Origin of the sequence: Sphingopyxis sp. OPL5 (genome assembly GCF_003797775.2) — a bacterium.
GTDB lineage: Bacteria > Pseudomonadota > Alphaproteobacteria > Sphingomonadales > Sphingomonadaceae > Sphingopyxis.
In genome coordinates, this window is record NZ_CP060725.1 from 1,318,629 (window position 1) to 1,341,375 (window position 22,747).

Here is a 22,747-nt window from a genome sequence, read left to right on the forward strand (position 1 = left end):
GGTCCTAGAGCAAGGTTTCGAGCAGCCCGATCAGCGGGCGGTCGGCGGGCGGCATGTCGAGGCCGTAAAGCTCGACCGGCCGCACCCAGCGCAGCGCCGTGGCGTGCTGCGCCACCGGCACGCCTTGCCATTTGCGCAGCGCATAAACGAGCAGCAGCAAATGCCGGTCGCCCAGCGGTTCGCTCGCGAAACAGGCGGGGGCCAGGCAGGCATGATCGACCACGATTCCCAGTTCCTCGTCGAGTTCGCGGATCAACGCCGCCTCGGGGGTCTCGCCGGGGTCGATCTTGCCGCCCGGAAACTCCCACAAACCGGCCATCGCCGTGCCTTCGGGACGTTGCTGGACGAGCACCCGCCCGTCGCGATCGACCAGCGCCGCGGCGACCACAATGAGACAGTTTTCGGCGGCTTTTATCGATGTAGCAGAGGACAAATTATTAACCCTGATATGCGAAATCCGGAATCCTCGGGAACTCTAGGACCAGAATCCCCGAATTGCACGGCCGAGGTTCGAACGATTCTATCGTCTCGGACCCATGACGCGATATCCGGCACGGACCAGTGCCGCATCGCGCGCACGTCAGGCGCCATGGGCGATCCGTCCGGCAATTCAGGGGTCCTGAACCTGGCACAAGGCAGGGGCAGAACGATGACCAAGATTGCCAAGTTGCTGCGGTCGACCAGCGCCGCGACGGCTGTTGAATATGGGCTGATACTGGCCCTGATCTTCATTGCGGCGATGACCGCGATATCGAATGTCGGATCGTCGACGATCGCCATGTGGAACAATGTATCGACCGCTTCGACCGAAGCGATGTGAGATTCGGTCTGTCCGATAATGGGACTGACGAAAGACGCCAAGAGCCTCCGACGCATTAAGAAATTCAAAACCAATTCGCCGTAGAACCGCAAATGTTGACCCGACCAGACCGTCAACAGGGTAAGTGACTTATCAGGAGACCAGACATGAAGTTTCTCAAGAAATTCGTTCGCGACACCAAGGCCGCGACCGCCATCGAATACGGCCTGATCGCCGCTCTGATCGCCGTCGCCGGCATCACCGCGATGACCTCGGTCGGCAAGAGCGTCAGCGGCACGTTCAACAACGTGAACACCGCGCTCGAAAGCTAATATTGCGATTTCGCCGACCGGTCCGCCGGTCGGCAATCCAATAGAAAGGGCGGTGGAACAATCCACCGCCCTTTTTGCTGTCCGGTCGAAAAGTCCGCGCCGGTTCAGCGGCTCGCATACACCACGATCTTGACCTTCTGCCCCGGCGTCAGACGGCTTGTCGCGGTCAGCCGGTTGAGCACCTGAAACCGCTCGGTCTGGTAATTGCTGTACGCCATACGCCGCGCCAGCGTCGCAACGGTGTCGCCGCGGCCGACCGTTACCACATCGATGCGGCGCGGCTTGATCGCGGTGGCTTCCGCCGTGCTGAGGCGCCGGACGCTGTTGTACATCGTATTGAACACGCTGCCGCCGCCCGCCTTGGTCAGTGCGACGAAGTGAAACGCGCTCGTCCGCGAAAATTCATAGGCAAAGACGGTGACGTCGACCTGCCCCGACTGGGTGTTCGCCCGCGCGGTCGAAGTATAAGCGGGGATGCCGTTCACCGTCGTGCGCTGGATGCTGCTGGGTGTCAGCGCGGTGTTGCCCGCCACCGATTTGAACGCCGCGGCGACATAGGCATTCATGTCGCCGTTATACGCAGCCGTCGTGAACTGCGCCTGCCCGCCGGTGCCGCTGACCGACACGGCGGCCGCGCCATTCTGCATCCCGTAACCGCTCGGCACCGCGAATTTCAGCCGCAGGTCGGGGTGGAGGAATTCATTGCCCTCGACGACACCTTGCGCCGGATCGTCGCCATAGAGCACGCCGTCGACCGACGCGAGGAAGGCATCGGCGTTGCGCACGCCGCCGGTTCCCGCACCCGAAGCGAGCGTCTGGGCGTTGCGCACGCGCGAGGCCGGGTCGGGGTGAGTGCTCGCCCATTCGGGCAGCGCGCGCGCATCGCCGCCCGACAGGCGGGCATCGAGGTTGGTCTGGTTGGCGAGGCTGGCGAGCACGGTCGACAGCGCCAGCGGATCATAGCCCGCCTTGCGCAGATACTGGACGCCCAGTTGATCGGCCTCAAGTTCCTGACTGCGCGAGAATCCCAGGGTCGCGAGCTGTGCGACCTTCATGGCATTGTTCTGAAGCAGCCCGCCGAGACCACCGAGCAGCCCGCCATTGTCACCGATCGCGCCGCCGAGCACGCCGGCGAGGACGCCGAGGATCGAATTGCGCGTCGCCGCCGACTGCCGCTTCTTGCTATGCTGGGCCGCGACATGGCCGACCTCGTGGCCGAGCACGCCCGCGAGTTCGGCCTCGTCGTTCATCAGCGCCATCAGCTGACGCGTGACGTAAATATAACCGCCGGGAATCGCGAAAGCGTTGTTGACCGGCGAATTGAGCAGGGTGACGGTGAAGTCGCTACGCGCGTTCGAAAGGCCCGATTGCACCGCGATAGCCTGTCCGACGCGCCCGACATAGGCGGCCTGCGGTCCGGCGTAGGTGCCGCCGAACTCCTGCACCAGTTCGGGGTGCGCGTCGCTTCCCTGCTTGCGCTCGCTTGCGGTGATGCTGGTCGCCGTCTTGATCGTCTTGGTCTTCGCATCGGCGATACCGCCGATCGTCACCGCACTGGCGAGCAACGCCGCCATCGCCAATTTCGTCCGGGTCATGTTGATCTCCCTTGGTCCTGTCCGCGATACCATAAGCCTATATCCGCGCACGAAAAGACGCGCCATGAACATCCGGCTCAGGCAATTGACAGGAAAACGTCGGGCCCGCGATCGGGTTCCGGAAAGATGCCGTCTAGGCGCGGCCCATGGCGAGGAACTTCTCCTCGCGCGCCGCGAGAATCTTGTCGCGCGGCAGCCCCGACAGCGCATCGAGTTCCTGCGCGATCGCGTCGCCCAGCGCCTTGATCGCGATTTCGGGCGCACGATGCGCGCCGCCAACGGGTTCGGGAACGATGCGGTCGATGATCTTCAGCGCCAGCAGATCCTCGGGCGTCATTTTCATCGCCGCCGCCGCGTCGGCCGCCTTGTCGGCGGTGCGCCACAGGATCGACGCGCAGCCTTCGGGCGAAATCACCGAATAGACGGCATGTTCGAACATCAGCACGCGGTTCGCCGCGGCGATCGCGATCGCGCCGCCCGATCCGCCTTCGCCGACCACTGTCGCGATCATCGGCACGCCGAGCGCCAGACATTGTTCGGTCGAGCGCGCGATCGCCTCGGCCTGCCCGCGTTCCTCGGCCTGGATCCCCGGAAAAGCGCCCGAGGTGTCGACGAGTGTGATCACCGGCAGCCCGAAGCGGTCGGCGAGCTGCATCAGGCGGATCGCCTTGCGATAGCCTTCGGGCTTCGCCATGCCGAAATTATGCTTCATCCGCGACGGGATATCGTCGCCCTTTTCATGCCCGATCACCATCACGCGGCGACCGCGAAAACGTGCGAGCCCGCCGAGGATCGCCTGATCGTCGCCGAAATTGCGGTCGCCGGCCAGCGGCATCCAGTCGTCGAACAGCCCCGCGACATAATGTTTGAAATGCGGGCGGTCGGGATGGCGCGCGACCTGCGTCTTTTGCCAGGGCGTCAGCTTCGCATAGATATCGCGCAGCATCTTCGAGGATTTGTCCTCGAGCCGCGCGATGTCCCCCTCGATATTGAGCGTCGGATCGTCGCCCATTTCGCGCAATTCGGCAATCTGGCGATCAAGCGCCGCGACCTGTTTTTCGAAGTCCAGAAAGGCTGTCATCTGTGCGCGGTTAGGACGATGGCGTCGCAACGTCAACGTTCGCCGCCACCCCGCCCGTCCCGACATCCATGCGCGCGAGCGGATGGCGGCGATTGACGAGTTCGACGAGGCGACGACTGTCGACATGGGTGTAGATTTCGGTCGTCGCGATGTCGGCGTGGCCGAGCATCAGTTGCAGCGCGCGCAGATCGGCGCCGCCCTCCAGCAGGTGCGTCGCAAAGGCGTGGCGCAGCACATGCGGGCTCACAGCGGTCGGATCGATCCCGGCGCGCGCCGCCAGCTCGCGCAGCATCTGGAACAGGCGCACGCGCGAAACATGGCTCTTGCCCGACGGGAACAGCCACGGCGCGCCGTCGGCAAGCAACGGCAGCCAGCGATCGAGCGCCCCCCGCGCACGCTCCGACAGCGGGACCAGCCGTTCCTTGTCGCCCTTGCCGCGCACGATCAGATAGAGCCGCTCGCCCGCGATCGCCCGCCGCGGCAGCGACACCAATTCGCTCGCGCGCAGCCCCGAACCGTAAAGCAGTTCGAGCAGCAGCAACATCCGCACCGCGGCGGCGGGCGGCGCGGCCCCATCGGCCTCTCCGCCCGCCTGGGCGAACAGGCGCTCGACATCGTCATGGGTCAATATGCGCGGCAAGGGCCGCCGCGTCGTCGGCCGCGCCAGCGGCTGCGCCGGGTCATCGGCCCGCTCGCCCTCGTCGCGCAGGAACGCGTAAAATTGCCGCAGTGCCGACAATTTGCGCGCCGCGCTGCTCGCCGCAAGTGATTGATAACCAGCCATGATCGTGCGCAGCGCGTCGGTGTCGGCATCCGCCAGCCCGTGCGGCGCCATCGTTGCCGCCTGCTCCAGGTCGCGGCGATAAGCGACGAGCGTGTTGCGCGCCGCGCCGCGTTCGGCGGCCATCATTTCGAGGAAACGGTCGATCAGCGCGGCGTCGCCGTCGCGCATGGTCAGACCCGAACCAGCGCCTCGGCCGCGATCATCCGCGCCTCCGACGCCAGCCCGACTTCGCGCAACGCCTTCACGATATGATAGAGATGATAGGGCGGCATCGTCGACCAGTCGCCCTGCATCCCCGCTGCCGCGAGCAGCGCGACCATGCCCGGTTCGCCGCGCGCTGCGGCGTCCGAAATCGCGCGCGTCCAGCGCGTCTGCTTGCCGAGGTTCACCTCGAGATCGCTCGCCGCCGACGCGGCCTGGCCGCTGTCGATGCGCCCGAGACCGGCCAGCCCCGCGAGCAGCAGCTTGCTACGCTGATAATCGGCGCTGTCGTCATCGCCCGAAAAGCTCGACACCGCGCTCGCGGTCGTGCCGTTGAGCGCGCGCGGCGATCCAACCGCGAGGACCCCCCAGGCGCGGCTGCCGACATTGACCGTCGGCACCCAATCGATCGCGCGATTGTCGTAACCGCCCGCGAGCATCGACCCGATCAGCTGCCAGGGATCGCTGCCGACCGCGGTGCCGACCGGCAACGCCGCGGCGGCGCGAGCGGTCGCGACCTGCGCCGCGTAACGATCGACCGGATTGCTGCCTCGGCCCCACAGGCTTTCCATCGCCGCATAGCGATCGGCCGCCGTTTCGCCGCCAAAGGCACTGCGCAACAGGTCGGTCTGCGCAGCCAGGCTTTCGGGCGGCTCCTCGTCGCTCGCCGCGGCGCTGAGCAGCGAGACATAGGCTTCGCTCGACAGCACCCCGCGTGCCGCGGCGTCGGGCGCGGCGGCGACGCGGTCGGCCATCTCGCTCATCGGCGCGAGCACGGTCCAGGCGCGCATCGCCGGGGTGGCGGTGCCGCGCAGCGGCGCCGGAATCGGCGTCGCGGTCGCGGTCGCCATGCCGAAGCGCCAGCTCGTCAATTTGTCGATCTTGTCCCACTGGATCGTGATCGAACGCCCGCCCGCGCCGCTCGCGCCGAGCACGCGTTCGGCGAGCAAAATGTCGAAATTCGATACCTTGCCGCTCGATCGCACGCGGCTCATCGCCCAGCCGGCGGGACCCGCCTCGCCCGACAGGCCGGCACAGATGCCGGCGGCGAGCCGCCACGCCTGTTCGTCGCCATGCGCAAGGCCGGCGGGGACATAGGGGCACATGCCGGCGGGATCGGCGTTGGCGAGGAAAACCTGCTGCGCCGTCGCGACGAGCCGCGGACTCGCGCGGTCGTAATCGACCGACTGGACGATCGTGCGTGCGACGCTCGCCTCGCCCATACGCAGCAGCAAGCCAGCGCGGTCGGCGGCGAGGTCGGCGCCATTGATCGTGTCGGGGGTGTCGATCGCGGAGGCGAGCGAACGCCGCAGCAGGATCGCGCCCCAGCGCGACGCCAGCGGCCCGCGCGTCGAACGCATGATCGCGGCGGCATATTGGCCGCGCACGCCGAACGCGTCGGGGCCAAGCCCGCCGGTTTCCGGGGTCAGCGGGCCGATGCGGGTAAGCAGGCGCCGCGCACCGGGCGGCAGGTCGTATTTCAGCGTGCCGGGTTCGACCTCTTCGCCGTCCTCGAGCTCCTCGTCGTCGGTCGCAGTCGCGGTCGTGGCGGTGCCGGGGAGCGTCGCGGTAACGGTCGGGGCGACCGGCCCGGCCTTCGGCGTCGACGAAGGGGTCGGTGTCGCGGTCGGCGCGGGGGTCGGCGACGGGCTTGGCGTCGGGGCCGGATTGCCGAAACCTTCGGGCAGCAGCGATTCCTGCGCGAGCGCGGGCAGGACCAGCGCGGCGGCGAGAGCGGCGCCCGACAGGCCCAGCGTCAGCGATACCAGCCGCGTCTTCATTGCGGGCGGCTTTCGGGCGTCGCGCTGTCGGCAATCTTGTCGGTCACATCCACCTCAATCATTCGCGGTTCGATCGGCCGGCCCAGGAAAATCAGCAGCAGCCAGAAAACCAGCAGCACCAACAGGAACACGACCAATCGACCGACCCAGCGGCCTTTCCCCGATCTGCCCCGCCTGCGCAATATCCAATGCCATCCTTTGCCGACCAGAAGCCCGTTTTGCGCGGCGCAGCAAAACCATTGTCCCGCGCGGTCCAGCCGGTATAGCCGCGCCCAGCATGACGCGAAACCCGAAAAGCCCGGCACCGATTTCCTCGGGTGCCCTGTCCGCGGCGATCCGCGAGCGGCCGATCGTTCTCGTCGGGCTGATGGGGTCGGGCAAGTCGACGATCGGCCGTCGTCTCGCCTCACGGCTCGGGATGCGCTTCGCCGACGCCGACGACGAGATCGAGCGCGCGGCGGGCATGACGATCAGCGAGATTTTCGCGCGCTTCGGTGAGGCGCAATTCCGCGACGGCGAGCGCCGCGTCATCGCGCGCCTGCTGACCGGCAAGCCGCTCGTCCTCGCAACCGGCGGCGGCGCCTTCATGAACGAAGAGACGCGCGCGCTGATCAAGCAGGCGAGCCTGTCGATCTGGCTCGACGCCGACATTCCGACCCTCGTCGAACGCGTCGGGCGCCGCAGCCACCGCCCGCTGCTCAAGAATCGCGATCCGGGCGAGGTGCTGCGCGAACTCGCCGTCGTCCGTAACCCGATCTATGCCGAGGCGCATATCCGCGTTAGCTCGGCGTCGAGCCCGCACGACCATACGGTGCGCGCGATTTTGGAGGCCCTTTCGCAATGGAACGCCTGACCGTCGAACTCGGCAGCCGCAGCTATCCGATCCTGATCGGCGACGGCCTGATCCGCGACATCGGCACTCATGTCGCGCCGCTGCTCAAGCGCCCGCGCACGATGATCGTCACCGACGACCATGTCGCGCAGCACTATCTGACGTCAGTCGGCGCCTCGCTCGGCGCCGAAGGCATTTCCTTCTCCTCGCTGGTCCTGCCGGCGGGCGAGGGCAGCAAGAGCTGGGCCGGCCTCGGCCGCCTCACCGAATGGCTGATCGGCGAGGGCGTGGAACGCAGCGACCATGTCATCGCGCTCGGCGGCGGGGTGATCGGCGACCTCGTCGGTTTCGCGTGCAGCATCGTCAAACGCGGCTGTGCCTTCGTACAGGTGCCGACCACGCTGCTGGCGCAGGTCGACAGCAGCGTCGGCGGTAAGACCGCGATCAACGTCGCGGCGGGCAAGAATCTCATCGGCGCCTTCCACCAGCCCGCGCTCGTCCTGATCGATCCGACGACGCTCGCAACGCTGCCGCGCCGCGAACTCGGCGCGGGCTATGCCGAAGTCGTCAAATATGGCCTGATCGACGATCCCACCTTCTTCGCCTGGTGCGAGGCGAACGGCGCCGCGTTGCTCGCGGGCGACAGCGCCGCCCGGCACAAGGCGATTGCGCACAGCGTATCGGCCAAGGCGCGCATCGTCGCCGCCGACGAGCGCGAAACGCAGGATATCCGCGCGCTGCTCAACCTCGGCCACAGCTTCGGCCACGCGCTCGAGGCCGAGACCGGCTATTCGGACCGACTGCTCCACGGCGAAGCGGTCGCCGCGGGCATGGTGCTGGCGCATCAGTTTTCGGCCGCGAACGGCCTCTGCCCGCCGGAGGACGCCGCCCGCGTCCGTGACCATCTCGCCAGCGTCGACCTGCCGCACAGCCTCGCGAGCGCCGGCGTCAACAGCGACGGCGCGACGCTCGCGGCGCACATGGCGCACGACAAGAAGGTACGCGGCGGCAAGCTGCCGCTGATCCTGACGCGGGGCATCGGCCAAAGCTTCGTGACCGAAGACTATGGCCTCGACAAGGTCGCGGCGTTTCTGGACGGCGCCGACGCCGCCTAGGCGAATGGCTCACCCTCGGCCTCTTCCTTCGCCAGCTTCGCCGCGCGGCGCGTTTCGCGCAGTTTCTCGAGGATGCTCGTCCCCTCGCGGCTACCCCCGGGCTGGAAACGATGGTCCATGCCCGCCGACAGGTCTCCATCGACCAGCTGCGCATCGAGCCGCACCTCGTCGAGGTGACGCAGCGCCGCTTCGACATCCTCGATCTCGCGCCGGTCGATGTCGAGCTGTTCGAGCGCCATCAACCCCAGCGCGATCGAGCTTTCGAACACCTCGCGCACCGCGCCGCTCGCTCCCGCCCCGTCGATCGCCATCAACTGGCGGCGGTCGAACACGCGCATCAGCACCTTCGCATTGGGGAAGGCCTCGACCACCGGGCGCAGCGCGGCGGCATCGACGCTGCGATCGTCGATGCAATAGACAATCAGCTTGACGTCATCGGCCCCCGCGCGGCGCAGCAGGTCGAGCCGCAGCCCGTCGCCGAAATAGACCTTGGTGTCGAACCGTTCCGACAGCTCGATCTGGCTCGGCTTCTTGTCGATCAGCGTCACCGAACAATCGACCGCATGCAGCATCTGCGAAACGATCTGTCCAAACCGCCCATAACCGATCACCAGCGCCGATCCGCGCGGCGCATCCTCGGGACCGGCGAGCTCCTGGCCATCGCGGTCGGGCGCGAATTCCAGGTTGCGCGCGAACAGCATCAGGAAGGGCGTCGACACCATCGACAGCGTCACCACCGCGCTGAACAGGCTCGCTGCCTCGGGGGCGATCAGCAGCGCGTCCGACGCCTGGGTGAAGAGCAGGAAACCGAACTCGCCGCCCTGGCTGAGCAGCAGACCGAGGCCGAGCGCGGCCTTCCACGACATGCCGTACACGCGCGCGATCCCGGTGAGAACGCCGACCTTGACCGCGACCAGCCCCGCCGCGAGGCCGAGGACGAGCCAGGGCCGCTCCATCACCGCGCCGACATCGAGCACCATGCCCACCGCAAGGAAAAACAGGCCGAGCAGGACGAGGCGGAAGGGCTCGACATCGGCCTCGATCTCGTGCCGGTACGGCGAGTCGGCGAGCATCACACCCGCGATGAAGGCCCCGAGCGCGGTCGACAGATGCAGGCTGTGCATGAAGGCCGCGCTCGCCAGCACCACCAGCAGCCCGACGACGACGAACAGCTCGCGCTCGCCATAGCGCCCGACGAGGCGCAGCAACGGGTTGACGATGAAGCGTCCGACCAGAACCAGCGCGGCGATCGCGCCGACCGTATAAAGCCCCATCTGCCATCCCGGCGGCGCCGACGGGTCGGCGGGCGCGCGCGACAGCGCGGCGACGATGGTGATCATCGGCACGATCGCGAGATCCTGGAACAACAGGATCGAAAAGGCCTTTTCGCCGAAGGGCGAATTGATCGTGCCCGAAGATTTGAGGCTGGGCAGGACCTGCGCGGTCGATGACAGCGCCAGCGGCAGGCCGAGCGCCAGCGCCGCCTGCCAGCTGAACCCCAGCGTCGCGAGGATCAGCGCGGTGAGGATCAGCCCGCTCACCACGACCTGCGCCATGCCCAGCCCAAAGATCGCGCGGCGCAGTTCCCACAGGCGGCGCGGATGGAGTTCGAGCCCGACGAGGAACAGCAGGAAGGCGATGCCGATCTCGGCGAAGGCGAGTTTCGATTCGCCGCCACCGACCAGCCCCAGCCCATGCGGGCCAACGAGCGCGCCCGCGATCAGATAGCCGAGCACCGCACCGAGGCCGAGGCGGCGAAAGATCATGACGAACAGGGTCGCGACGCCGAGCAGGATCGCCCCTTCGAACAACATCGTGTCGGTCGCGACACCATTGCCGGCCGCGATGTCCGACGCGGCGGTCGCGAGCAGCAACAGGCTCATGCGCCCGCGGTCTCCGCCTCATAGGCCGCGATCGCCGCATCGAAGGGCAGCAGGATGGCGCCGTGCCGCGCGGGATAATCCTTCGCCGGCGCCAGCAGGTCGAAGCCGGGCCAGTCGGGCTGGTCGCCGGTGCCGCCAAACCAGCCCGCTATGGCTGTCCGCGCGGCGCGGATATCGTCGAGGCTTCGCCCCTTCGCATGGCGCGCGAGCAGTGCCGCCGACGCCTGTCCGAGCGCGCAGGCCTCGACATGCAGGCCCACGGCGGTCACGCGGCCATCGCCGTCGGTATCGAGATCGAGGATGATCCGGCTGCCGCAGAGCGGCGCGCGCAGCGAGGCGTGATGGCGCGCATCGGGCAGCGGCAGATATTCGGCGGTCGCGACCGCGAGCGACAAAATGTCGCGATTATAGAGCGGCGCGCTCATTTCGCGCCCGCGGCGGACGCGTCCTTGTTGTCCTTGGCGCTGCCGTTTGCCTCGGCCTCGCGCGCTGCGGCGCGGCGCTCGGCGATGACCTTGCTCATCGCCGCGCTCGTGGCATTGAGCGCCGGATAGGTGCGGCTGTCGGTCATCCACGCCGGGCGCTGCGTATTGCCATAACCGATGTCGTACAGCAGCGTGACGAGCAGGAAGCCGATCGAAGCGATCAGCAGCCCCTTCACGGCACCGAAGCCCGCGCCCAGCCCGCGGTCGAACCCGCCGACGAGCGAGGCGCGGCTGCGCTTGCCCATCGCGCGCGATCCCCATTTGGCGAGCGCGAACACCCCGCCGAAAACGAGCACGAAGGCGAGCACCGCCGCGCCGCCCTGGGTCCCGACCCAGCCGCTGACGAGGCCGGTCACCATGCCGTGAAACAGGCGCACGGCGACGATCGCCAGCACCCAGGCGAGGAGGGTCGTCACCTCCTGCACCAGGCCGCGCGTAAAACCGAGCACCGCGCCGCCGCCAACCAGCACGAGCACGACGATATCCAGAGCCGTCAGACTTCCCATTTGCCGGTCGCTAGTCGCGCCCGAGCATCAGGTCAACGAGTTCGCCCAATCGGCCGAAACCGGTGACCGAAATCCCGCCGACGCCCTTCATCCCCTTGGGACCCCAGCCGGTCGAGAAACCGAGCTTCGCCGCCTCGCGCAACCGCAGCCCGTCGTGCGACACCGGGCGCACCTCGCCCGACAGCGACAATTCGCCGAACACGATCGCATCGGCGGGCACCGGCCGCTCGCTGAACGCCGAGATCAGCGCCGCCGCGACCGCGAGGTCGGCCGCGGGATCGGTGAGCCGATAACCGCCCGCGATATTCAGATAGACCTCCGCCCCGCCAAGCTGCAGCCCGCAGCGCGCCTCGAGCACCGCGAGCACCATCGCGAGCCGCCCGCTGTCCCAGCCAACCACCGCGCGGCGCGGCGTTGCTCCGCTCGCCAGCCGCACGGTCAGCGCCTGCACCTCGACCAGCACCGGCCTTGTGCCTTCGAGCGCGGGGAACACCACCGACCCCGGCACGTCGCGGCTGCGGTCGGTCAGGAACAGGCTCGACGGGTTGGCGACTTCGCCCAGCCCGCCCTCGCCCATCGCGAACACCCCGATCTCGTCGGTGCCGCCGAAACGGTTCTTGACCGCGCGCAGGATGCGATATTGATGGCTGCGCTCGCCCTCGAACGCCAGCACGGTATCGACCATATGTTCGAGCACGCGGGGCCCCGCGATCGTCCCGTCCTTGGTGACATGGCCGACGAGCACCAGCGCCGCGCCGCTGTCCTTGGCATAGCGGATCAGTTCCTGCGCCGAGGCGCGGACCTGGCTCACCGTCCCCGGCGCGCCTTCGATCAGGTCGCTGTGCATCGTCTGGATCGAATCGATGACGATGAAATCGGGATCGCTTCCGCCAAGCGTCGCGAGGATATCGCGCACCGAGGTCGCGCTCGCCAATTGCACCGGCGCCTTGCCGAGCCCCAGCCGCTGCGCGCGCAGCCGCACCTGCGCCGCGGCTTCCTCGCCGCTGATATAGACGACCGTCTTGCCCGCCAGCGCCAGCCGCCCCGCCGCCTGCAACAACAGCGTCGACTTGCCGATCCCCGGATCGCCGCCGATCAGCGTCGCCGACCCCGCGACGAAACCGCCGCCCAGCGCGCGGTCGAACTCGGCGATGCCGCACAGCATCCGCTCGGGCATGATGCTGTGCGCGTCGAGCGCCTCGAGCGCGATCGTCCGTCCGCCTTTGCTGAGGTCGTGCTTCGCCGAAAAGGCCGTTTCGCCCGCTTCCTCGACCAGCGTGTTCCACTCGCCGCAATCGGCGCATTGCCCCTGCCAGCGATAGGTGGCCGAGCCGCAATTCTGGCAGACATATTGGCGTTTCGCTTTGGCCATGGGGTTCGCATAATCGGAACAAACGCGGAACGCTAGCCCTTTCCTCCCCCGTCATTGCGAGGAGCGAAGCGACGCGGCAATCCAGGGCTGTGCAAGGCCGCTCTGGATTGCTTCGCTTCGCTCGCAATGACGAACAGCGGGTGACGGTTCAGTTTTCTCGCGCACTGCTCTAGGGCGATAACCAACCACCGAATCGCCCCGCACAAGGATCCCCCGCACCATGAAATTCTTCGCCGACACCGCCGAAATCGCCGACATCCAGGAACTCGCCGCGACCGGCCTGCTCGACGGGGTCACCACCAACCCCTCGCTGATCGCCAAGTCGGGCCGCGACTTCAAGGAAGTGACGCGCGAGATTTGCGCCCTCACCACCGGCCCCGTGTCGGCCGAGGTCGTCGCGCTCGACCATGAAACGATGATGAAGGAGGCCGAAATCCTCCGCAAGATCGCTTCCAACGTCTGCATCAAGGTGCCGCTGACCATCGACGGCCTCAAGACGTGCAAGGCGCTGACCGGCGACGGCACGATGGTCAATGTCACCCTCTGCTTCTCGGCGGCGCAGGCGCTGCTCGCGGCCAAGGCCGGCGCGACCTTCGTCTCGCCCTTCGTCGGCCGCCACGACGACAACGGCTTCGACGGCATGCAGCTGATTTCGGATATCCGGCTGATCTACGACAATTATGGCTATGAGACCGAAATCCTCGTCGCCAGCGTCCGCCACGGCATCCATGTTCTCGAAGCCGCCAAGATCGGCGCCGACGTGATGACCGCGCCGCCGTCGGTCATCAAGGGGCTGTTCAAGCACATCCTGACCGAAAAGGGCATCGAAGGCTTCCTCGCCGACTGGGCGAAGACCGGGCAGTCGATCTGAAGATAGAGATCCTCCCTGCGGCGCAGCCGTGGGGAGGGGGACCGCCGCGAAGCGGTGGTGGAGGGGCCGGCGACGTCGCGCCATGGCCCCTCCGTCAGCGGCTGCGCCGCTGCCACCTCCCCATCGCTTCGCGACAGGGAGGATTCATCCCTTTACAGTTGACGTAAACGTCAACTCACGCCGATACTCCCCTACGACAAAGGGAGAGATTCGATGACCGACACCGCCGCCCCCGCCGTTCTGACGCAGCGTCAGGGCCATATCCTGATCATCACGATCAACCGGCCCGAGGCGCGCAACGCGGTCAATGCCGACGTCCATGTCGGCATCGGCACCGCACTCGAAGAGGCCGAGAACGACCCCGAGATCCGCGTCGTCGTGATCACCGGCGCGGGCGACAAGAGCTTCTGCGCCGGCGCCGACCTTGTCGCGCTGTCGCGCGGCGGCAAGCTCGCACCCGACGATGAGGCGCAACAGGCGTGGGGCTTCGCGGGCATGGTCGCGCACCCGATCTCGAAACCGATCATCGCGGCGGTCAACGGCTTCGCCTTTGGCGGCGGCTGCGAGATCGCGCTGATGAGCGACATCGTCGTCGCCGCGGAAACCGCCCAATTCGGCCTGCCCGAGGTCAAGGTCGGGCTGTTCGCCGCCGCCGGCGGCGCCTTTCGCATCGCGCGCCAGCTGCCGCAAAAGCTCGCGATGGAGCATCTGCTCACCGGTGACCCCTTCGATGCACAGGCCGCGCATCGCTATGGCTTCGCCAATCGCGTTGTCCCGCTCGCCGACCTGATGCCGACCGCCATCGCGCTCGCCGAAAAGATCGCCGCCAACGCGCCGCTGTCGGTGCAGGTGTCGAAACGCGTCGCGCTCGGCATCCACGAGGGCCGTATCGCGTCGGACGCGGCGGCGTGGGAGGCGAACACGCTCGAACGCAACCAGCTGATGCGCAGCGAGGACGCGCGCGAAGGCCCGCTCGCCTTCGCGCAGAAGCGCAAGCCCGAGTGGAAGGCACGCTAGGATGACAATGACCGATCCCGAACTTATCCCCGTCATCATCGGCGTCGGGCAGGTCAACGACCGCCCCGCCGATCCCGACCAGGGCCTCGATTCGCTTGGCCTGATGGTCGCGGCGCTGAAGGTCGCCGCCGAAGACGCGGGCGTGTCGCTGACCGAAATCGACAGCCTCGCGATCGTCGACCAGATCAGCTTCCACAGCCTCGGCAAGCTTCCCGAACCGCTCGCCGCCGCGATCGGTGCGACCCCTGCGATCAACTACCAGTCCGCCGCCCCGCACGGCGACACCCCGATCCGCCTGCTCAACGAGGCCGCGAACCGCATCGGCGCCGGCGAGATCAAACTCGCCGCGATCGTCGGTGCCGAAGCGCTGCGCACCGCCGCCGGCCGCGCCGCCAAGGCCGCGAAAGGCGAAGACAAAAGCTACAACGCGATCCGCCAGGTCGCGACCCGCCGCGAACCCAATTATTCGCAATTGCACGGGCTCTCGGCCCCGGTCGATGTCTATCCGCTCTACGAAAACGCCACCCGCGCCGCCTGGGGCCAGACGCTGACCGAGGCACAGGACGAAAGCGCCGCGATCTGGTCGCGTTTTTCCGAAGTCGCCGCCGCCAACGATGGCGCGTGGATCCGCAAGCCCGCGACGCCGGCAGACATCCTGACCGTCGACGAGCGCAACCGCCCGATCGCCTTTCCCTATTCGAAGCTGATGGTCGCCAATTCGTCGGTGAATCAGGGTGCGGGCTTCATCGTCACCAGCCTCGCCGAGGCGCGGCGCCGCGGCATCGCCGACGACCGGATCATTTACGTGGGCATGGGCGCCGCCGCAAAGGAGCCCGCCAACATCCTCCACCGCGACCGCTACGACGGCAGCGTCAGCATGGAAACGAGCATCAACCGCACGCTCGCGCTCAACAGCATGACCGTCGAGGATTTCGATTGCGTCGAACTCTACAGCTGCTTCCCCTGCGTGCCCAAGATGGCGCGGCGTACGCTCGGCTGGTCGGTCGACAAGCCCGCGACCGTTTTCGGCGGCCTGACCTTCGGCGGCGGCCCGATCGCCAATTACATGAGCCACGCGGTGGTCTCGATGGTCGAAAAGCTGCGCAAGGAGGGCCGCTACGGCTTCCTGTTCGCCAATGGCGGCTTCGCGACCGACAATCATTGCATCGTCCTCGGCAGCGAACCGATCGCCGCCGCCAGCTTCCCGCAGGATTTCGACTATCAGGCCGAAGCCGAGGAAAAGCGCGGCCCCGTCCCCGAACTGGTCAAGGACTATGCGGGGCCGGCGACGATCGAAAGCTACACCGTCTTCTATGGCCGCGACGGCGCGCCGAAAGCCGGCGTGGTGGTGGCGCGCACGCCCGATGGCCAGCGCACGCTGGCGCATGTCGATGTCAGCGATGCCGCGATGCTGGCGTTCCTGACCGACGGCAAGGCCGAGCCGGTCGGCACGGCGGGCGCGGTCGTGGCGCTGGGCGAGGATCGCTTCGGCTGGCGCGCATAAGCCTCTCCCCTCCCGCAAGCGGGAGGGGAACATCGTCCCAAATTCACTCGCGCACGATCGGCTAAGCCGATAGGCTCCACCACATGAAAAGGCTCCTGCTCCCTGCGGCCCTCGCAGCCGCGACGATGTTCGGCTGCACACCGGCGATACCCGCCGAGCCGACGATGCAGGAATTGCTACGCGATCCGGCGGTGTCCGAATTTGCCGCCTGGCAGGCAAAACACAGCCTCCCCGCGATCGAACTCGAGCCGGCGGGTCCGGCCCCCGCCACGGCGGGGGGCACACGCATCGGCGGCCCGGTCTGGCTGGCGGCCGGCGAAGCGTGGCCCGCCGACCCCGAAGGACGACCGATGTCCTTCCTGGCGCAGGTCGATTTTGCCGAACTGCCGCCGCTGCCCGACTATCCGACCAGCGGCGTGCTGCAATTCTTCCTCGCCCGCGACGACCTGTATGGCGCGAATTTCGAGAAGCCCGAGGCCGGCAAGTTTCGTGTCATCTGGCGCGAAAAAATGGACGGCCCCGGCCAGTTGCACAGCGGACGGCCAGCGGGCGACCGCGGGATCGACGATTATTCCCCGCTCTACGACGCCGCCGTCGCGCGAGGCGTCGCGCTGAAGCCGAAACGGACCGACCAGATACCCTCGGTCGAATCCTGGCTCGCCGAACGCGACCTCGCCACGCTGCTCAACGACCGCGCCAAGAGCGACCGCATCTATGCCTTCGCCGACAAGCAGATCGAACTGGCGACCCATGGCCACCATGTCGGCGGCCACCCCGGCTTTACCCAGTCCGACTGGCGCGCGGACAAGCGCTATCAGGACGTCGACCGCGTCCTCCTCAACCTGTGGAGCGACGACCACATCATGTGGGGCGACTCCGGGCAGGGCCAGTTCATGATCCGGCGCGAAGACCTGCTCAAGCGCGACTTCAGCAAGATCTTCTACCAGTGGGACTGCTACTGACCACCCTATCCTAGATGTCGAACGACACCCCTTGCGCCAGCGGCAGCGCGTCCGAATAATTCACCGTGTTCGTCGCGCGCCGCATATATTGGCGCCAGCTGTCCGCCCCGCTCTCGCGCCCGCCGCCGGTCTCCTTCTCGCCGCCGAACGCCCCGCCAATCTCGGCGCCGCTGGTGCCGAGGTTGACGTTGGCGATCCCGCAGTCGCTGGCGACCAAGAAGCGTTCGGCCTCGCGCATGTCGGTGGTGAAGATCGCCGACGACAGGCCGGCAGCGACCGCATTATGTTCGTCGATCACCGCATCGAGGTCGTCATAACGCATGACATAAAGGATCGGCGCGAAGGTCTCTTCGAGCACCGGCCCGACCTGCCCCGGCATCTCGACCAGCGCGGGCCGCACATAGAAGCTCGCGCCTTCGCCGACGCGCTCCCCGCCCTGCACGACGCCGCCCGACGCCTTGGCCGCCGCCAGCGCCTCCTGCATCATTTCGAACGCGGCGCGGTCGATCAGCGGCCCGACGAGGACCTCGCCCGCCAGCGGATTGCCGACCCCGACGCTCGCATAGGCCGCCTTCAGCTTGGCGACGAAGCCGTCGTAGATGCTGTCGTGCAGGAACAATCGCCGCGTCGTCGTACAGCGCTGCCCCGCGGTCCCCATCGCGCCGAACGCCACCCCGCGCAGCGCGAGGTCGAGATCGGCCGAGGGCGCGACGATCACGCCATTGTTGCCGCCAAGCTCGAGGATAGCGCGCGCGAAGCGCTCGGCCAGCCGCGGCGCGACCGCGCGGCCCATGCGCGTCGACCCCGTCGCCGACAGCAAGGCCACGCGCTTGTCGTCGACCAATGCCTCGCCCGCCTCGCGCCCGCCGATCAGCAGTTGCGACAGGCCCTCCGGCGCATCGCCGAACCGAGCAACCGCGCGCGCGAAAATCGCCTGCGTGGCGAGCGCGGTCAGCGGCGTCTTTTCCGACGGCTTCCACACCACGCTGTTGCCGCACACCAGCGCCAGCGTGGCATTCCACGCCCACACCGCGACGGGGAAGTTGAACGCCGAAATCACCCCGACGACGCCCAGCGGGTGCCACACCTCCATCATCCGGTGCCCCGGCCGCTCGGTCGCGATGGTCAGGCCGTAAAGCTGGCGCGAAAGCCCGACCGCGAAGTCGCAGATGTCGATCATCTCCTGCACTTCGCCCGCGCCCTCGGACGGAATCTTGCCCGCCTCGATCGTCACCAGCTTCGCCAGATCGTCCTTGGCCGCGCGCAATTCCTCGCCCCACAGCCGTACCAGTTCGCCGCGCCGCGGTGCCGGAACGTTGCGCCATGCGCGAAAGGCGCCAACCGCCTTGTCCAGCGTCTCGTCGATCGCCGCCGCATCGGCGACGCGCAGCATCGCGACCGGCTCGCCGGTCAGCGGCGTCACCGACGGCATCGATCCGTCGGTCCACAACGCCCGGTCTACGCCCAGCCCGTCGAGCAGCCGCCCGACCTCTTCGCCGATCCCGGTCATCGATAGTCCTTTCCATTGCGGTCTCGTGCCGCCTCTAATCCCCTCCACCCGTTCGTGTCGAGCGAAGTCGAGACACCCCGAAGTCGTATGCGACCGACGGGCACCTCGACTTCGCTCGATGCGAACGGATAAGGAGGGACTGACAAGATTCGCGGCCTAAGCGACGGGCCTGAAAAGCGGGAGAAGCAACATGTCCGACCTACCCCCCTCCGAACCTTTGGTCCCGGTCCCCGCCGACGCCGCCGCGAACACCCATTGCACCGCCGCCGACTACGACCGGCTCTATGCCGAGAGCATCGCCGACCCCGATGCCTTCTGGGCCGAACAGGCGAAGCGGATCGACTGGATCAGCCCGCCGACGAAGATCGCCAACTGGTCCTACGATCCGGTGTCGATCCAATGGTATGAGGACGGCGTCCTCAACCTTTGTCACAACGCCGTCGATCGCCATGTCGCCGCCGGCCATGGCGACCGCACCGCGATCATCTTCGAGCCCGACGCCCCCGACGGCGAGACGCGCACGATCAGCTATGCCGCACTGCTCGCCGACGTCATCCGCTTCGCCAATACGCTCAAGAATATGGGCGTCCAAAAGGGCGACCGCGTCACCATCTATATGCCTATGATCCCCGAGGGCGCGGTGGCGATGCTCGCCTGCGCGCGCATCGGCGCGGTGCATAGCGTCGTCTTCGGCGGCTTCTCGCCCGAGGCGATCCACGGCCGCATCGAGGATTGCGCCAGCGACTGGGTGATCTGCGCCGACGAGGGGCTGCGCGGCGGCAAGACCGTTCCGCTCAAGGCCAATGTCGACAAGGCGCTCGAACGCGTCGACGTCAAGGCGGTGCTCGTCATCGCCCACACCGGCGGCGACGTCGCGATGACCGAAGGCCGCGACCATTGGTACGATGCGCTCTCAGCCGACGTCGGCGACACTTGCCCCTGCGAGCCGATGAACGCCGAGGATCCGCTGTTCATCCTCTACACCTCGGGATCGACCGGCAAGCCGAAGGGGGTGCTGCACACCGTCGGCGGCTACTCGGTCTGGACCGCGAGCACCTTCTGGTACGGCTTCGACTATCGCCCCGGCGAGATTTTCTGGTGCAGCGCCGACATCGGCTGGGTCACCGGGCATAGCTATGTCGTCTATGGCCCGCTGCAAAATGGCGCGACGACCCTGATGTTCGAGGGCGTCCCCAACTACCCCGACCACGACCGTTTCTGGCAGGTCGTCGACAAGCACCAGGTCAACATCCTCTACACCGCGCCGACCGCGATCCGCGCGCTGATGCGCGAGGGCGACGATTATGTCACCCGCCACGACCTGTCGTCGATCCGCCTGCTCGGCAGCGTCGGCGAACCGATCAACCCCGAGGCCTGGCGCTGGTACAGCGACATCGTCGGCAAGGGCCGCGTGCCCGTGATCGACACCTGGTGGCAGACCGAGACCGGCGGCATCATGATCACCACCCTGCCCGGCGCGCATCCCGCGCAGCCCGGCAGCGCCGGCAAGCCCTTCTTCGGCATCCGCCCGCAGCTCGTCGATGCCGAGGGCGGTGTGCTCGTCGACGAACAGAGCGGCGGCGCGGCCGAAGGCAATCTGTGCATCACCCACAGCTGGCCCGGACAGGCCCGCACGATCTACGGCGATCACGCGCGCTTCGCCGAGACCTATTTCTCGACCTACAAGGGGAAGTATTTCACTGGCGACGGCTGCCGCCGCGACTCCGACGGCTATTGGCGGATCACCGGCCGCGTCGACGACGTCATCAACGTGTCGGGCCACCGCATGGGCACCGCCGAGGTCGAAAGCGCGCTCGTCCTGCACGCGGACGTCGCCGAGGCCGCGGTCGTCGGCTTCCCGCACGACATCAAGGGCCAAGGCATTTACGCCTATGTGACGCTCAACGCCGGGGTCGAAGCGACCGAGGAGGTCGCCGCCGCATTGAAGCAGCAGGTGCGCAAGGAAATCGGCCCGATCGCGACCCCCGACCATATCCACCTGACACCTGGCCTGCCCAAGACGCGCTCGGGCAAGATCATGCGCCGGATCCTGCGCAAGATCGCGGAGAATGATTTCGGGTCATTGGGCGACACATCGACGCTGGCCGACCCGAGCCTCGTCGACGGGCTGATCGAGGGGCGCAAGAACCGGTAGGCGCGGCCCCGACAATATAATGAATTTACGAAGTTTCAGGGAATATTGACAAATGAGAATAGCATTTGCCCTAATTCTTGCCGTTGTGCTCGGAGGATCAGTCGATAGAAACGAGCTTGGCCAGAAAAAATACAAAGTCCCTACCGGCGCAACAGAGACCGCAACATTTATCTTTCCTAAGGGAGGCTTGAGACTATCCGTTTTCAGCGGAGATTATCAATATTACCGGACCATGAAAGGCGATGAATGTCAGTTATCTCAAAAGCTTATTGATTATAGCGCTGGAATTGGTCGAAATACAAAAGAAAAACCGATAAAAATTGAAGCCGGAAAGAAGGTAGAGATATTGGGCTTTACCATGAAGCAAACCTACGGAGGCTATAATTCTCAGCTTTACTCGTCTTGCATAAACGTTATCGAATTCACGCCAAAAGCCAATGCGACATATAACATCACCCAGATACCGGACGGCAACAATCCTGTTCGCAGTTGCTCGATGGATGTGAAGGAAGTTTCTACAGGCCGAACGCCAGAGGATATGAAAGTGCTTCCTGTGCCGAATTGCGAGTTTTAGCGTTGATTTCCCGTTGATGGAATCGATTGGGCCTTCCCGAGGAGCGGGCTCGATCGGCGGTGAGCGGGCGGGGCGCACAGTCCAGGCGACATGGCCGCGCTGCCAACCCTGCTCGACATGTTATCGCCAGACGAATGCACCAACTAGCTAAAAACATAGAATATTTCCGCCCAAACGGGAGAACCGCAACACAGCTACTTCGCGAGCGCCTCGCACAGACGATCGGTCGCCAGCGCGATGCGCGATTCGGCGGTATCGCGATTGGCCGGGCTGTTCTCGACGCCCTTCGTTTCGGTGTTGAACGCCAGCAACGTTCCCGCCCGCTGGTCGGGGCAGAGACTGAGATAGGCGCGAAAGCCGTTCTGGTCGCCATTGTGACCTATGAAGCGCACGCCCGCGCCGCGGTCGACGAAGAAGGATAGTCCGCTCTGGGTCGTCTTCGCCATGCGGCCCTGCGTGAAATCCTCGCCCGCCGCGATTTGCGGCACCCACATTTCCTCGAGCGACGAGCGCTTCAGCACCAGATCATAGTCCGCCTGCCGCGCAGGCTCGCCGAGCAGGAAGGCGGCATATTTCGCCATGTCGGGCATCGGCGCGTTGAGCCCACCGTTCGACACGGTGACGCCCGTATCGACATCGAAGGGCGCCGCGACGCGCTTGCCGTCGCTGATGGTATAGCTGTGCGACCGATGCGGCAGCAGGTGCGGCGGCGTCCGGTCGAAATAGCTTTCGTGCATGGCGAGCGGCTTCAGGATGTTCTTGTCGATATAGACTTCATAATCCTCGCCCGAGAGCCGCTCGATGACTTGGCCGAGATAGACGATGCCGGGGTTCGAATAGCCGAAACGGCTGCCGGGTTCGAACTCGACCCGCGTGTAGGGCAGCATCGCCAACAACTGCGACCAGTTGGCCGGTTCGAACGGCTGCCAGTCATGCTCGCGCCACGGCCAGGTGCCGCTGCGGAACCCCGCGCTGTGGCTCATCAGCTGGCGCAGCGTGATCGCGCCCGTGTCACCATAGGGGTTATGCACCGCCGCCAGTTCGGGGACATATTTCACGATCGGGTCGTCGAGCGACAGCAGCCCGCGATCGCGCAGCTGCATGATCGCGATACCCGTCATCGTCTTGGTCACCGACGCCCAATGATAGATGGTGCGCGCATCGACCGGGACATGCGCCTCGGCGTCCTGCTCGCCCAGATGGTCGGCCGCGACAACCTGCCCGTCGCGCACGACGTAAAAGCTGCTCCCGGCAATATTCGCGCGGCGCGTTTCGGCGCGATGGAGCTGGCGAAAGTCACGCAGCGCGGCGTCGAAACCGCCCTCGTCCGCCCCGGCGGACGGGGCTGCGGTCAGGCAAAGGGCGACGGCAATCCAGCGCGACATGGC

General features: G+C 66.6%; 22 protein-coding genes. 10 read left to right on the forward strand and 12 right to left on the reverse strand.

Features of this window, described 5'->3' with window-relative positions; genetic code table 11:
- Positions 1 to 4 precede the first annotated feature (4 nt).
- Positions 5 to 388, reverse strand: coding sequence for a (deoxy)nucleoside triphosphate pyrophosphohydrolase (locus EEB18_RS06300; protein WP_187142035.1), 384 nt, complete (start codon positions 386 to 388; stop codon positions 5 to 7).
- Between the two features lie 261 nt (positions 389 to 649).
- Here EEB18_RS06300 and EEB18_RS06305 point away from each other — a divergent pair, with 261 nt between their 5' ends.
- Together EEB18_RS06305 and EEB18_RS06310 are read left to right on the forward strand one after the other, a co-directional pair.
- A complete protein-coding gene (locus EEB18_RS06305; RefSeq protein WP_187142034.1) occupies positions 650 to 820 on the forward strand; it encodes a Flp family type IVb pilin in 171 nt (56 codons plus the stop codon).
- Between the two features lie 146 nt (positions 821 to 966).
- Complete coding sequence (locus tag EEB18_RS06310) at positions 967 to 1,131, forward strand: Flp family type IVb pilin (RefSeq protein WP_187142033.1); 165 nt, start codon at positions 967 to 969, stop codon at positions 1,129 to 1,131.
- A 104-nt stretch (positions 1,132 to 1,235) separates the two neighbouring features.
- On the opposite strand, the gene EEB18_RS06315 is transcribed toward EEB18_RS06310, so the two are convergent.
- From EEB18_RS06315 to EEB18_RS06335, 5 genes are all read right to left on the reverse strand, one after another.
- On the reverse strand, positions 1,236 to 2,726 hold the full coding sequence (locus EEB18_RS06315) for a M48 family metalloprotease (protein ID WP_187142032.1): 1,491 nt from the start codon (positions 2,724 to 2,726) through the stop codon (positions 1,236 to 1,238).
- Positions 2,727 to 2,859: 133 nt separating this feature from the next.
- On the reverse strand, positions 2,860 to 3,807 hold the full coding sequence (locus tag EEB18_RS06320; protein ID WP_187142031.1) for an acetyl-CoA carboxylase carboxyltransferase subunit alpha: 948 nt from the start codon (positions 3,805 to 3,807) through the stop codon (positions 2,860 to 2,862).
- A 10-nt stretch (positions 3,808 to 3,817) separates the two neighbouring features.
- Entirely contained in the window at positions 3,818 to 4,759 is a 942-nt protein-coding gene (locus EEB18_RS06325; RefSeq protein WP_187142030.1) for a tyrosine recombinase, read from the reverse strand.
- Positions 4,760 to 4,761: 2 nt separating this feature from the next.
- Positions 4,762 to 6,573, reverse strand: coding sequence for a hypothetical protein (locus tag EEB18_RS06330; protein WP_187142029.1), 1,812 nt, complete (start codon positions 6,571 to 6,573; stop codon positions 4,762 to 4,764).
- Entirely contained in the window at positions 6,570 to 6,710 is a 141-nt protein-coding gene (locus EEB18_RS06335) for a hypothetical protein (protein WP_156377553.1), read from the reverse strand. Before EEB18_RS06335 ends, EEB18_RS06330 begins: the two co-directional genes overlap by 4 nt.
- A 140-nt stretch (positions 6,711 to 6,850) precedes the next feature.
- Here EEB18_RS06335 and EEB18_RS06340 point away from each other — a divergent pair, with 140 nt between their 5' ends.
- Together EEB18_RS06340 and aroB are read left to right on the forward strand one after the other, a co-directional pair.
- Positions 6,851 to 7,426, forward strand: a complete 576-nt coding sequence (locus EEB18_RS06340; protein WP_082544812.1) for a shikimate kinase — start codon at positions 6,851 to 6,853, stop codon at positions 7,424 to 7,426.
- The gene (gene aroB, locus EEB18_RS06345) at positions 7,414 to 8,520 is read left to right on the forward strand and encodes a 3-dehydroquinate synthase (RefSeq protein WP_056343385.1); all 1,107 of its coding nucleotides are present in this window, start codon (positions 7,414 to 7,416) and stop codon (positions 8,518 to 8,520) included. Before EEB18_RS06340 ends, aroB begins: the two co-directional genes overlap by 13 nt.
- On the opposite strand, the gene EEB18_RS06350 is transcribed toward aroB, so the two are convergent.
- From EEB18_RS06350 to radA, 4 genes are read right to left on the reverse strand one after another with little or no spacing between them, the layout of a single operon-like run.
- On the reverse strand, positions 8,517 to 10,403 hold the full coding sequence (locus EEB18_RS06350) for a cation:proton antiporter (RefSeq protein ID WP_187142028.1): 1,887 nt from the start codon (positions 10,401 to 10,403) through the stop codon (positions 8,517 to 8,519). The two genes, aroB and EEB18_RS06350, sit on opposite strands and share 4 nt — an antisense overlap.
- On the reverse strand, positions 10,400 to 10,828 hold the full coding sequence (locus EEB18_RS06355) for an iron-sulfur cluster assembly scaffold protein (RefSeq protein WP_056343392.1): 429 nt from the start codon (positions 10,826 to 10,828) through the stop codon (positions 10,400 to 10,402). The genes EEB18_RS06350 and EEB18_RS06355 overlap by 4 nt, the downstream gene beginning before the upstream one ends.
- Positions 10,825 to 11,394 carry a CvpA family protein gene (locus tag EEB18_RS06360; protein ID WP_082544813.1) on the reverse strand — a complete coding sequence of 190 codons (570 nt, stop codon included), beginning with the start codon at positions 11,392 to 11,394 and terminating at the stop codon, positions 10,825 to 10,827. Before EEB18_RS06360 ends, EEB18_RS06355 begins: the two co-directional genes overlap by 4 nt.
- 10 nt (positions 11,395 to 11,404) lie before the next feature.
- Entirely contained in the window at positions 11,405 to 12,766 is a 1,362-nt protein-coding gene (radA, locus tag EEB18_RS06365; protein ID WP_056343395.1) for a DNA repair protein RadA, read from the reverse strand.
- Between the two features lie 220 nt (positions 12,767 to 12,986).
- Between radA and fsa the strand changes: the two genes are divergently transcribed.
- From fsa to EEB18_RS06385, 4 genes are all read left to right on the forward strand, one after another.
- Entirely contained in the window at positions 12,987 to 13,637 is a 651-nt protein-coding gene (gene fsa, locus EEB18_RS06370) for a fructose-6-phosphate aldolase (RefSeq protein WP_056343398.1), read from the forward strand.
- Positions 13,638 to 13,850: 213 nt separating this feature from the next.
- Positions 13,851 to 14,654 carry an enoyl-CoA hydratase-related protein gene (locus tag EEB18_RS06375; protein ID WP_187142027.1) on the forward strand — a complete coding sequence of 268 codons (804 nt, stop codon included), beginning with the start codon at positions 13,851 to 13,853 and terminating at the stop codon, positions 14,652 to 14,654.
- A 1-nt stretch (position 14,655) separates the two neighbouring features.
- On the forward strand, positions 14,656 to 16,158 hold the full coding sequence (locus EEB18_RS06380; RefSeq protein WP_187142026.1) for an acetyl-CoA acetyltransferase: 1,503 nt from the start codon (positions 14,656 to 14,658) through the stop codon (positions 16,156 to 16,158).
- Between the two features lie 83 nt (positions 16,159 to 16,241).
- Positions 16,242 to 17,120, forward strand: a complete 879-nt coding sequence (locus EEB18_RS06385) for a YwqG family protein (protein WP_187142025.1) — start codon at positions 16,242 to 16,244, stop codon at positions 17,118 to 17,120.
- 10 nt (positions 17,121 to 17,130) lie between these two features.
- Here EEB18_RS06385 and EEB18_RS06390 read toward each other — a convergent pair whose 3' ends face one another.
- Positions 17,131 to 18,630: an aldehyde dehydrogenase family protein gene (locus EEB18_RS06390; protein ID WP_187142024.1), complete on the reverse strand. Its 1,500-nt coding sequence runs from the start codon at positions 18,628 to 18,630 to the stop codon at positions 17,131 to 17,133.
- Positions 18,631 to 18,820: 190 nt separating this feature from the next.
- Between EEB18_RS06390 and acs the strand changes: the two genes are divergently transcribed.
- Both acs and EEB18_RS06400 read left to right on the forward strand, forming a co-directional pair.
- Positions 18,821 to 20,785, forward strand: coding sequence for an acetate--CoA ligase (acs, locus tag EEB18_RS06395; RefSeq protein WP_187142023.1), 1,965 nt, complete (start codon positions 18,821 to 18,823; stop codon positions 20,783 to 20,785).
- 52 nt (positions 20,786 to 20,837) lie between these two features.
- Complete coding sequence (locus EEB18_RS06400; RefSeq protein WP_187142022.1) at positions 20,838 to 21,359, forward strand: hypothetical protein; 522 nt, start codon at positions 20,838 to 20,840, stop codon at positions 21,357 to 21,359.
- 194 nt (positions 21,360 to 21,553) lie between these two features.
- On the opposite strand, the gene EEB18_RS06405 is transcribed toward EEB18_RS06400, so the two are convergent.
- Positions 21,554 to 22,744: a serine hydrolase domain-containing protein gene (locus EEB18_RS06405; protein ID WP_187142021.1), complete on the reverse strand. Its 1,191-nt coding sequence runs from the start codon at positions 22,742 to 22,744 to the stop codon at positions 21,554 to 21,556.
- Positions 22,745 to 22,747: the final 3 nt, after the last annotated feature.